This is a genomic window from Buttiauxella gaviniae ATCC 51604, assembly GCF_001654835.1.
GTDB lineage: Bacteria > Pseudomonadota > Gammaproteobacteria > Enterobacterales > Enterobacteriaceae > Buttiauxella > Buttiauxella gaviniae.
In genome coordinates this window covers 1-11,467 of the sequence record NZ_LXEP01000054.1, presented here as the reverse complement: position 1 = coordinate 11,467, position 11,467 = coordinate 1, and the positions used below count along the sequence as shown (strand labels likewise).

Genomic DNA, 11,467 nt, shown 5'->3' with positions numbered 1-11,467 from the left:
AGTGCAGCACGCGATACTTTAGGTTTAACCAGAACAGTTTTTCCATTTTGATCAACGCAGTGAACAGCGAACACATTTTTAGCAAGATCGATACCGACAGTAGTGATAGTCATAACGAATCCCTCCAGGGCTATGTTTACCCCATGATTGCACAAGAGCTAATCAGGCGCATATCCAGGGGAAGTCCCTTCCATTCGTTTAGCGCATTATTTGTTACAGACCCGAACAGCAGTCCTGAATAACGAGCTGCTGGATAAATTCGGCTGCTGGTCTCCGGGGTTCTCGATGGACGAACAAAGTGACGGAAAGGTATCAGCGATGGCAGCATAGATTACGATTGCCCCACGGTTTTTCATGCTCTCGATCTGACCCGTGCCTGATAGCTGATAAGTTTTTTGTGATGATATTCTCTTTTTAAGATTCATTTCTTTACACTTATCTTCATAAATATGAAGATAAGTGATATCCCTAATTACAAGAACATCCATGAGCCGTAGCTTTATCAAAAAAGTAGGTGTAGCCCATGCCAGTGTGGCGCGTTATCTGTTGGGCGAGAAAACTGGTAATCGACTGAAAACCATTGATGAATTGGCGACGGAATGTCATCTCTCAGTGGGGCTTATCCAGGCGGCATTGAAAACACTGGAGAATTCGGGTGCTATCAGCGTTAAACGGAGCGGGCGTAACGGCAGCTTTCTGGTCAATATGGATAACAAAACCTTATTGGCTTTTGCAGATATTGGTAATGTAGTGTGCGCGATGCCGTTGCCCTACACCAGACTGTATGAAGGCTTAGCTAGCGGGTTGAAAGCACAATTCGATGGTATTCCGTTTTACTACGCCCACATGCGGGGTTCCGATGTTCGCGTGGAATGCTTGTTGAATGGTGTGTATGACCTCGCGGTTGTCTCAAGGCTTGCCGCGCAGAGCTATCTTGATAACAGCGACATATTCATGGCGCTGGAGCTTGGGCCACACACTTACGTTGGCGAGCACAAATTGATTTGCCGCACCGGGGAGCAGCAAATTAAGCGGGTAGGGTTGGATCCACGGTCGGCTGACCAACGCATTATGACGAACATTTATTTTTCTGGTCAGCCGGTTGAGATCCTCGATGTGCCTTACCACGAGTGTCTTAATCGTATTGCAAAAGGTGATATTGATGCGGTGATCTGGAACGTAGGCAGCGAGGCGGATCTGGAATTACTCGGGCTGGAGGCTCAGGCCCTTAAAGGAGATCCACGTTTCATACAGGCTTCTGAAGCCGTGGTACTGACTCGCGCCGATGATGTGCCAATTCAACAATTACTGCACACTGTAGTGAATAAAGACGAACTGCTCGCCCATCAACAACGTGTACTGCTGGGTGAACAGGAACCAAGCTATTAGGCATGCATCAAAGGGTAAATCAAGATGGAAGAGCGGCTAAATCTGCTGTGTGATGCGGGAGTTATCGACCGTGATATTTGCGACGGCATGTTAGGTGTCGTTGAGAAGCTGGAAACTGTGTGGGCAATTCCCGTGCGCAATGAGCAGGGGGAGATGGCGATCACTCATATGGCAAACGCGCTGATGCGCAGTCGCCGTGGTGAGGAAATCGGCCCACTTGATGAAGAGTTAGTAACGGAAATCATCACCTCTCAGGCTTATGCCGAGCTGCTGCCGATACATCAGGCGATGCTGGCACCCTTTGATGTGAAGCTTCATCCCAATGAAGAAGGTTATTTGCTGGCTAATCTTTTTAGCCTGTGGATGGTCAGCAAAGGCTAAGCACTTTTTTGTCAGTACACTGCTGTAATTTAAATATTCAAAAAAATGATTATTTAAAGTTATTTGCAGTATGGAGTCGAGAGGCAAGGGCATGTTCATTGAAGCACTCAAGGTACAAAATCCGGCACTGATTGACGCCGCACTGAAGTTATGGAAACAGGGTGACATTCTGCCAGATACCTGTGTCATTGATATTGATACGGTTTTGGATAACGGGCGTCGCCTGCTTGAAACGGCAGATCGCTATGGCATCACGCTGTATCTGATGACTAAGCAACTGGGGCGCAATCCCTGGCTTGCGAAGAGATTGATAGAGTTGGGTTTCCACGGCACCGTTGCGGTGGATTTTAAGGAAGCACGCACACTGCGTAATGCCGAAGTACCGGTTTCACATATTGGGCATTTAGTTCAGGTGCCAAAAAACCAGGTAATGGAAAGCGTTGCTGCTTCAACAGAGATGATCACAGTTTTCTCGCTGGAAAAAGCAGAGGAAATCTCTGTTGCTGCACAAAGCGCCAGGCGCATCCAGCCCATTATGCTCAAAATCTTTGCCGAAAAAGATCACCTCTACCCAGGCCAGGAAGCCGGCTTCCCGCTTTCAACGTTAGATGACGTTATTGCGCATTTACAGAACATGCCCGGCGTGAAAATCGCAGGTCTGACCCATTTCCCTTGCTTACTTTGGAATGAGGATTTGCAGCAAACGCTACCAACGCTAAATCTGCACACGTTATTACAAGCTCGTGATCAGCTTCGTGCCCAGGGAATAGAAGTCACGCAGCTTAATGCGCCATCGGCTTCAAGTTGCAGCACATTATCGTTACTTGCTGAATATGGCGTGACGCATGCCGAACCCGGTCATGCGTTAACCGGAACGATTCCTGCTAACCAGCATGGCACTCAACCTGAGCACATAGCGATGCTCTATCTCACTGAAGTTTCGCACCAGTTTCAGGGCAACAGTTACTGTTTTGGCGGTGGGTATTATCGCCGTGGTCATGCGCAAAACGCGTTGGTTTTTCCTGTCACTGAAGCTGAAGCGACTTCAGCAACATTGCTACCCATGGACGACAGCAGCATTGATTACCACATCGGGCTGGCGGGTGAATTCCCCGTCAGCACGCCAGTGGTGATGTGTTTTCGTACCCAGGTTTTTGTCACTCGTAGCGATGTGGCACTGGTGTCCGGTATCAGCCGTGGCCAACCGGTGCTTGAAGCGCTGTATGACAGTCTTGGTAACCCCATTTTCGGAGGTTCACGTGAGTAAGTTTGTGGTGGTGGTGATAGACAGTTTTGGCGTAGGTGCAATGGACGATGTGAAGCAGGTACGACCTGAGGATATCGGCGCGAATACCTGTGGGCATATTTTGCAGCATTTCCCGCAATTACGTTTGCCGGTGCTGGAAACGCTTGGCCTGATCAATGCGCTGGGTTTTACCGTTGGCACAATGCACTCATCTGAGAATGCAGTTTACGGTACTGCAGAGCTGCAACATGAAGGTGGCGATACCTTTATGGGGCACCAGGAGATTCTTGGCACTCGGCCACAAGCCCCGCTGCGCATGCCTTTCTCCGAAGTTATTGATGAAGTAGAACGCGCGCTGATTGCCGATTGCTGGCAGGTCGAGCGTGTGGGCGATGAGCTGCAATATTTGTGGGTCAATCATGCGGTAGCGATAGGCGACAATCTGGAGGCGGATCTCGGCCAGGTGTTTAACATCAGCGCCAATTTGAATGCGATTTCTTTCGATGAAGTTCGCAGTATTGGTGAAATAGTTCGCCGCTGCGTACAGGTCGGGCGGGTCATCGCTTTCGGTGGCATGCTGGAAAGTAGCTCGCAGCTTCAGAATGCCGCCGAAGAAAAGCAGGGAAAATATATTGGTATTAACGCTCCACGCTCTGGGGTTTATCAGCAGGGTTTTCAGGTTGTTCATATGGGCTTTGGTGTGAATGCCAGTGTGCAGGTGCCACAAAAATTGCATGAGGCAAATATCAAAACTGTCCTGGTGGGCAAAGTGGCCGACATCGCCATTAACCCGCATGGTGTGAGCTATCAGAACCTCGTTGATACTCAGCAAATCATGGATATCACGCTCGATGAAGTTCAAAAACCAGGTGATGTTTTTATTTGCACCAACATTCAGGAAACCGATCTCGCCGGGCACGCCCAGGATGTGGCGCGTTACGCCGAACGTTTGCAAGTGGTGGATACAAATCTTGGTCGCCTGATGAACGTTATGCAACACGGTGATTGCCTTGTGGTCATGGCCGATCATGGCAACGACCCGACAATCGGCCACAGCAAACACACACGTGAAAACGTTCCGCTACTCGTATGGCAGCCTGAAATAATCGGTGCATCTCTTGGCCGCAGAAAAACACTGTCGGACGTGGGGGCAACAGTTTGCGATTTCTTTAACGCAAATGCGCCACAAAACGGCACTTCATTTTTGTCACTCCTGCATACCGCAGACACCGGAGGCAACCATGGCTGAACAGCTGCGAATTAATGCGACGGGCTACACCTATGCACACGAGCATCTGCATATCGATTTGTCGTCATTTAAAAACAACATTGATTGCCGCCTGGATCAGTACGACCTGATTTGTGCGGAAATGAAAACGCTGTATGCACTTGGCGTGCGTAACATTATCGAAATGACTAACCGCTACATGGGGCGTAACCCTCAGTTTATGTTGGATATCATGCGTGATAGCGGAATGAACGTAGTGGCGTGTACCGGTTATTACCAGCATGATTTTTTCCCGGCGCATGTTGCTACGACTTCTGTCGAAACGCTGGCGCAGGAGATGATTGATGAAATCGAACAAGGTATTGATGGCACTGAATTAAAAGCTGGGATCATTGCTGAAATTGGTTCAAGCGTGGATGTGATAACCCCTGACGAAGCCAAAATTTTTGCTGCTGCCGCTTTAGCGCACCGTGAAACGGGGCGTCCGATTTCAACCCACACCTCTTTTAGCACCATGGGGCTGGAACAACTGACGCTGCTGAAAAGCCACGGTGTGGATTTATCCCGCGTTGTTGTAGGCCACTGCGACCTGAAAGATAACCTCGACAATATTCTGCGCATGATTGAGCAGGGCGCGTATGTGCAGTTCGATACCATCGGAAAAAACAACTATTACCCGGATAAGAAACGCGTGGCGATGTTGCAAGAAATTGCCAGCCGCGGGCTGCTCGACCACGTCATGCTCTCCATGGATATTACTCGCCGCTCGCATTTGAAGGCCAACGGTGGTCTTGGTTTTGATTATTTGCTGACAACGTTTGTGCCTTTATTGCTCGAGGCAGGCTTCTCTCAGGCCGACGTTGATTTGATGTTACGTGACAACCCCTCTGCATTCTTTAAATAAGGATTTCCCATGAAAAAGATCGGTGTTGCTGGCTTACAGCGCGAACTCATTAAAAAAACCATCGAAACGTCTGCACCTGACTGCTTTGAAGTTTTTATTTACAACGATATGGAAGCCGCCATGAAGGTGAAATCCGGGCAGCTTGATTACTACATCGGTGCCTGTAATACCGGTGCCGGGGCGGCACTCTCAATTGCCATCGCAGTGATTGGTTACAACAAAAGCTGCACCATTGCGAAGCCAGGCATCAAGGCAAAGGAGGAGCAGATTGCCAAAATGATAGCGGAGGGAAAAGTTGCTTTTGGCCTGTCGGTTGAGCATATCGAACATGCCATCCCGATGCTTATCGCTCACTTAAAATAAAGGCAAGCGCTATGGATTTCTACATTCAACTAGCCGTGGTGGCTTGCCTTACGGGCATGACGGCGCTGCTGGCACACAAGTCAGCAGCAGTATTCCACGATGGTATTCGCCCGATCCTGCCGCAACTTATTGAAGGCAATATGAACCGCCGTGAGGCAGGAAGTATCGCCTTTGGCCTGAGTATTGGTTTTGTGGCATCGGTAGGTATTTCCTTTACGTTGAAAACAGGGCTGCTCAACAGCTGGTTGCTGTTTTTACCTACTGATATTCTCGGTGTACTGGCCATTAATGGATGGCTGGCATTTGGGCTAGGCGCGGTATGGGGAATACTCATCCTGACCTGTCTGATCCCGGTCAACCATCTTCTGACGGCACTTCCGGTAGATGTGCTGGGTTCATTGGGTGAGTTAAGTTCGCCAGTGGTTTCCGCATTTGCGTTGTTCCCGTTGGTCGCGATTTTCTACCAGTTCGGCTGGAAGAACAGTATTTTTGCCGCTGTGGTAGTACTGATGACACGTGTTCTCATTGTGCGTTTCTTCCCGCATCTAAACCCTGAGTCTATTGAGATCTTTGTCGGCATGATCATGCTGTTGGGGATTGCGATTACTAAAGATCATCGTTCTCGCGGTGAGCGAGAACATGACGATGGAGGGGTATCCGTCTTTGAAGAACGAACATCGCGCATTATCAAAAACCTCCCATACATCGCCATTGTGGGTGGGTTAATTGCAGCGGTAGCCAGCATGAAGATTTTCGCCGGTTCCGAAGTATCTATCTTTACGCTTGAGAAAGCTTACACAGCAGGACTCGACCCCGCTCAGTCGCAAACGCTGATTAATCAGGCTGCACTGGCTGAATTTATGCGTGGACTAGGGTTTGTTCCGATGATTGCCACCACTGCACTGGCCACCGGTGTTTATGCAGTGGCGGGCTTCACCTTTGTATTTGCCGTCGGTTATTTAATCTCAAATCCGCTTATCGCGTTTGTGGTTGGCGCCGTGGTGATTTCCGTCGAAATTCTGCTGCTGCGCTCCATTGGCAAATGGTTGGGCCGCTACCCGTCAGTGCGTAACGCATCGGATAACATCCGCAATGCGATGAATATGCTGATGGAAATGGCATTGCTGGTTGGCTCTATCTTTGCGGCTATCAAAATGGCGGGCTATACCGGCTTTACCATTGCGGCGGCGATTTACTTCCTCAACGAATCGCTGGGGCGCCCGGTTCAGAAAATGGCATCTCCTGTCGTCGCGGTGCTGATCACCGGCATTGTACTCAATGTCCTCTACTACTGTGGCCTGTTTATTCCGGCCTGATCCTTTCCCTAATGCCTGCTGTATTCATTTACTGCAGGCTTCACGGAGTGAATAAAGTGCAAACCTGGCCGTTACAAAGCCTGACGATGGAGCAGGCGCAGAGTAAGCAATTTCAACTGGTAGATATTATTTGCCAGCATTTTCCCGGAAGCGAGTTTCTCAATGCAGGCGATTTTGGGCTAGTATCTGGTCTGAATCAGCCACAGATGACCCGCCGTATTGAGTCGGTGCTGGCGGATTTTTTTGGCGCGCCAGCTGCTGCTCTGGTGCAAGGTGCTGGAACTGGTGCAATTCGTAGTGGTTTAGCGGCACTCCTGAATGCGGGGGAAAGTTTGCTAATCCACGATGCCCCTCTTTACCCCACCACGGCCGTCATCGCTGAACAGATGGGGTTAACGCTAATTCGTGCCGATTTTAATCAACTTGAGAAAGTAAAAAGGGCAATTGAGTTGTACCAACCGAATGCTGCACTCATTCAGCATTCCCGGCAGAAAATGGATGATTCATATGTGTTGGGCGAGGTGATTGGTTGTTTTAATCAGCATGGTTTACCGTCGCTGACTGATGACAACTACGCGGTGATGAAAGTCGAAAAGATTGGTTGTGAATGTGGCTCCTCACTTTCAACATTCTCGTGCTTTAAACTCTTTGGGCCACCGGGAATTGGTGTGGTTACGGGTGAAGAAAAGGCAGTAAATGCGGTACGAAAAAGCATGTATTCAGGTGGCAGTCAGGTGCAGGGATTTCAGGCGATGGAAGCATTACGCGGAATGGTGTTCGCACCAGTCATGCATGCGGTCCAGGCGCAGGTGAGTCACAGTCTGGTGAATGTACTCAACAATGGCGTAATTCCACAGGTAAAACAGGCATTTGTAGCTAACGCGCAGTCGAAAGTAGTGCTGGTTGAGTTTCATCAGCCGATCGCCGAACAAGTGGTGAAAATTGCACAGACATTAGGGGCTTTACCCTATCCCGTAGGCGCAGAATCAAAATATGAAATACCACCCCTGTTTTATCGCCTGTCTGGCACGTTCCTTCTGTCAGACCCGACGCTCGAGCAACGCATGGTTCGAATCAATCCAAACCGGAGTGGAGCGGAGACGGTAGTAAAAATACTGCGAGAAAGTTGTATAACTGCATTGCCATATATCTCGTAAAAAATGATGCGGGATTTGTGCCCCGATCTCAGACCATACCGCCGGGGTCACAATAACTGCAAATAAACATCGTCATATTTGTAAACCAACCGCCAGCATTCTATCCCGCAGTTCAGGTGTGTGAACCGGCTACCAATTCAATAAGTTGGAAGTATTACTGCTAAATCTGATTATATTTTCTGGTAGACCTTTGTGTTTTAGACTTTCTTTCCTTCCATGTTATAGACGGAGCGGATCCACTGTTCGTCAGGGCGGTTGATGAAGCTGATCGATTTAATGGGGGATGCACCTCCGTGAAAGGTAGTGTTCGAATTAAGCGTTATAGTATTCCAGTTAGCCGAGCAGTGAACATATTTAGCTACAATCAGATTGAGTTCATGCTGGCACCATGGTTGTGGTGTCAGTCCTCTGCGGACCGCCCTGCCCATGGCAATAGCTTTATCGCACAGTGGGTAAAGCTCGTCTGTAAGTTGCAACTCGTTATCCGTACTGATAATTTGATTAAAAACTACGCCAGCTTCCTGCGCAGCATCAATCATCACCCTTAAAATCACGCGTGACCAGTGGTTGCTAATTGTCCGCTGTCGCATCGTCAGGGCAGCATAGATTCGCTTTTGCATCTGACCGTATTTATCGGCAAAAAGCCTGCTATCAGACCAGGTTTCTGCTGAAATGTTGTTTGTCCGTAGCATCAGTGCCAAGCTGGGGGATTCTTTCATAATCTGTAACTGAGCCATTGCTTGACGGTATACTCGTGTCATCTCACCTGGCTGCTCGTAGGGAACCGTCTCGGTTAACGGCCGGGTCAGAAAAAGATTTTCAATCGTGACGGGCAGGTAGCCACCACCGATGTCCGAATGTGCCCCGGGCAAAGTCAATTCCGGCCAGGCCGATTTCACACTATTCAGAGCGAAATTAAAGCGGTACTCCTGAGCTGCTATGATATGGAAAACCTGTTGCGCCACGCCAGTCCGGAGTCCGAGCATCACATCTCCGGTATCCGCACTGTGCAGGTTAAACCCATTAAGGGGGGTACCGATCGCCGTGACAGTATCAAAGATACCGATGAAACGTATCTTGCCGGACCGTGCACCGTTGAAGATTATACCCATTACACCCTGTCGAATGGCACTTATAATATCCGGATCTTCTAGTTGTATGCGGTTTGCGAGATGACGGGCTGCAGCGGCGCCGCGACTGAAACCGAAAATATCGAACTGCAGGCATTTAACAATTATTGTGGTGCAGGATCTTTTTTTCGTCATTGTATTCAAAGCATATCGAATAGCGTCAGTCAGTAATGAAATTGCTTTCTCTGTTTTAGCTATAATCCCTGTATGGGATATACCAAACATTTGCCCCAATATGTTATCTGGCTTCCCGGTTTGAGTTCCTATACCCTCAATATAAATACCACTCTGGACATCATAATCCTCAGCAGAGACTTTTTGGCTGTATAGTGTACTTAGCCAATATATGTTGGTGTAATACCCGGTATAACTACTTGCACTACTTCCAGATATACCCAATTTATCCCGGGCGTATTTTTCAAGAATAGAAGCATAATCAGGGGCGTTGTGATTATACTTACTATCAGTAAAAGATTTTAGCATCGTTTTCGTATTTACTGCATTGTTACTCGTTCCATCAAAGAATATACCAATGGTCAACGTTATTTCCTTTGTAATGCGCTTCACTGGTTCAGACATAAACGATAATTCTCCTGATGCCACCAAGGGATAATTTTCTGGTGGGAAAAGGTTAGTTGTTTTTTTTCTTCCTCTTTTGATTTTTTTTGGGTACAAAATAACATGCATCTGGGAAGTAATATTTTATGCCACTTTTATTTAATTTTTGCGCGACATATTTTTCTTTTCCATAATGATGACAGATAAGATACCATGATTTTTTCATAAGAATTCCTTTTACTCTATGCCACTGTAGATATGAAAATTAATTTTCATTAAAAATGATGTGGTATTTCCCTATGTCTTAGATGTTATTATGAGGTTTATCAAAAAAAACCAAGGTCGCTCAAATTATAGTAACGTCCTCATTTAAATCTCATGATTCGCCTTAAATTTAAGCAACCCCCTTGCCAGATATAACATGGGTAGCAGCCGCAGAAGTGTGAGCACCCATCGCAGGTCAAGTATTCAACGCGTTGATCATGTTATAAAATCACTCTTTTTGCAGAGTGCATCTGATGGCTAAAGTTGACGTAAAATGCCCTTTTGTGAGCAGACCGAATCCGTTAAAAAACATGGTCAGGGAAAAACCGGGCATCAACGCTATCGCTGCCAGTTATGCCGCCGTACTTTCCAGCTCGACTATGCCTATCGTGCCTGTCAGCCCGGAATGAAAGAACAGATTGTCGATCTTGCAATGAACAATGCGGACATTCGTGACACCGCTCGAGCGCTACATATCAGTATCAATGCCGTTGTTCGCACCTTAAAAAACTCTCGCCGCGATGTGTAACCACACTCCCACTGGATAATCTCCAGATTCAGCTTATCTGCGAAGTTGATGAAATGTGGTCATTTGTTGGCAATAAGAAGCAACATCGCTGGCTGTGGTATGCATGGGAGCCTCGTCTCAAACGCATTATTGCCCATGCTTTCGGGGGCCGGAATAAAAAGATGCTGCGTAAATTACTGGGGTTACTGTCGGGCTTCAATGTTGCCTTCTGGTGTACATATATCTTCAGCACTTATGAACTGTTGCCGGGTAAAAATCACATCACAGGCAAGCCTTACACGCAACGCATTGAGCGAGAAAACCTGAATCTTCGTAACCGGTTAAAACGACTCAATCGCAAGACTCTCGGGTACTCAAAATCAGCAGAAATGCACGATAAGGTAATCGGTACATTCATCGAGCGTGAGCATTACATACAATAACCGGATCTACATATTGAATACGTGACCCACATGAACATATTGATATCTATTCAGTGTGTGCTGTATGTAAGGTAGAACTCATAGATTTCACATCAGATGTTGTATTTTTTATTTTATTCAAATAATTACATTTATTCTATGGTCTTTCTATATATATGCATTAATAAAGAATGGATAAAACAGTTTGTAGATTATTGGTTAAAAACACTCACCCTTCGCATCATTTTTATTTTCACTTACCACAAAACTCAAACATAAATGAATTAACACTGCACTCATAAAATTGACACAAATACATATTTAAATGAGTAATATTACCTTTTTAAAATGCTTTAGTGCGCTTTGACAGCACACTACCTCCATGATATTTTTCACAAAACCTTATCATAAATTAGTGTTTTTATTTTCTTTTTTTAAACATATTTAATTTGTTATCGGTGATTTCTTATGGGCAGTGGGTTTTTCTGTTTACAGGTCATTGGTGCCTTTCATCAGGTGGTGGTTGACAAGGTTAACCTGGCGCACCAGTTTGCAGGCGACCTTGAGACAACACCTGAAGGGCAACCTCAGTTTGGTCGCC

10 protein-coding genes and 2 pseudogenes are annotated in these 11,467 nt (G+C 47.0%); 9 read left to right on the top strand and 3 right to left on the bottom strand.

The genetic code is table 11. The annotated features are described in order from the left end of the window. Positions 1–113: pseudogene (locus tag M977_RS25390) on the bottom strand (IS110 family transposase); the annotation flags it as partial. 373 nt (positions 114–486) lie between these two features. Here M977_RS25390 and yhfZ point away from each other — a divergent pair. The 8 genes from yhfZ to M977_RS23105 all read left to right on the top strand — a co-directional run bounded on the left by yhfZ (position 487) and on the right by M977_RS23105 (position 7,984). Next, positions 487–1,389: a GntR family transcriptional regulator YhfZ gene (gene yhfZ, locus M977_RS23140; protein ID WP_064519318.1), complete on the top strand. Its 903-nt coding sequence runs from the start codon at positions 487–489 to the stop codon at positions 1,387–1,389. A gap of 24 nt (positions 1,390–1,413) precedes the next feature. After that, positions 1,414–1,770 carry a hypothetical protein gene (locus M977_RS23135; RefSeq protein WP_064519316.1) on the top strand — a complete coding sequence of 119 codons (357 nt, stop codon included), beginning with the start codon at positions 1,414–1,416 and terminating at the stop codon, positions 1,768–1,770. A gap of 91 nt (positions 1,771–1,861) precedes the next feature. Beyond that, positions 1,862–3,037, top strand: coding sequence for a YhfX family PLP-dependent enzyme (locus M977_RS23130; protein ID WP_064519313.1), 1,176 nt, complete (start codon positions 1,862–1,864; stop codon positions 3,035–3,037). Continuing rightward, entirely contained in the window at positions 3,030–4,265 is a 1,236-nt protein-coding gene (locus M977_RS23125; RefSeq protein WP_064519311.1) for a phosphopentomutase, read from the top strand. The genes M977_RS23130 and M977_RS23125 overlap by 8 nt, the downstream gene beginning before the upstream one ends. Next, entirely contained in the window at positions 4,258–5,148 is an 891-nt protein-coding gene (locus M977_RS23120) for a phosphotriesterase-related protein (RefSeq protein WP_064519309.1), read from the top strand. The genes M977_RS23125 and M977_RS23120 overlap by 8 nt, the downstream gene beginning before the upstream one ends. A gap of 9 nt (positions 5,149–5,157) precedes the next feature. Continuing rightward, positions 5,158–5,511, top strand: coding sequence for a DUF2620 domain-containing protein (locus M977_RS23115; protein ID WP_064519301.1), 354 nt, complete (start codon positions 5,158–5,160; stop codon positions 5,509–5,511). A gap of 11 nt (positions 5,512–5,522) precedes the next feature. After that, the gene (locus M977_RS23110; RefSeq protein WP_064519298.1) at positions 5,523–6,827 is read left to right on the top strand and encodes a YhfT family protein; all 1,305 of its coding nucleotides are present in this window, start codon (positions 5,523–5,525) and stop codon (positions 6,825–6,827) included. Positions 6,828–6,883: 56 nt separating this feature from the next. Beyond that, positions 6,884–7,984: a PLP-dependent aminotransferase family protein gene (locus M977_RS23105; protein WP_064519325.1), complete on the top strand. Its 1,101-nt coding sequence runs from the start codon at positions 6,884–6,886 to the stop codon at positions 7,982–7,984. Between the two features lie 197 nt (positions 7,985–8,181). Here the strand turns inward: M977_RS23105 and M977_RS23100 are convergent, their stop codons facing one another. Together M977_RS23100 and M977_RS26180 are read right to left on the bottom strand one after the other, a co-directional pair. Beyond that, on the bottom strand, positions 8,182–9,693 hold the full coding sequence (locus M977_RS23100) for a phospholipase effector Tle1 domain-containing protein (RefSeq protein WP_064519295.1): 1,512 nt from the start codon (positions 9,691–9,693) through the stop codon (positions 8,182–8,184). Between the two features lie 52 nt (positions 9,694–9,745). After that, complete coding sequence (locus M977_RS26180) at positions 9,746–9,898, bottom strand: transcription termination/antitermination NusG family protein (RefSeq protein WP_083963002.1); 153 nt, start codon at positions 9,896–9,898, stop codon at positions 9,746–9,748. 292 nt (positions 9,899–10,190) lie between these two features. Between M977_RS26180 and M977_RS25060 the strand changes: the two are divergent. Then, positions 10,191–10,887: pseudogene (locus M977_RS25060) on the top strand (IS1 family transposase). Positions 10,888–11,467 lie beyond the last annotated feature (580 nt).

Bases quoted from the DNA above. Each gene is read 5' to 3' on its own strand.
- yhfZ (WP_064519318.1), top strand. From the start codon at position 487: ATGAGCCGTAGCTTTATCAAAAAAGTAGGTGTAGCCCATGCCAGTGTG.
- M977_RS23135 (WP_064519316.1), top strand. From the start codon at position 1,414: ATGGAAGAGCGGCTAAATCTGCTGTGTGATGCGGGAGTTATCGACCGT.
- M977_RS23130 (WP_064519313.1), top strand. From the start codon at position 1,862: ATGTTCATTGAAGCACTCAAGGTACAAAATCCGGCACTGATTGACGCC.
- M977_RS23120 (WP_064519309.1), top strand. From the start codon at position 4,258: ATGGCTGAACAGCTGCGAATTAATGCGACGGGCTACACCTATGCACAC.
- M977_RS23115 (WP_064519301.1), top strand. From the start codon at position 5,158: ATGAAAAAGATCGGTGTTGCTGGCTTACAGCGCGAACTCATTAAAAAA.
- M977_RS23110 (WP_064519298.1), top strand. From the start codon at position 5,523: ATGGATTTCTACATTCAACTAGCCGTGGTGGCTTGCCTTACGGGCATG.
- M977_RS23100 (WP_064519295.1), bottom strand. From the start codon at position 9,693: ATGTCTGAACCAGTGAAGCGCATTACAAAGGAAATAACGTTGACCATT.
- M977_RS26180 (WP_083963002.1), bottom strand. From the start codon at position 9,898: ATGAAAAAATCATGGTATCTTATCTGTCATCATTATGGAAAAGAAAAA.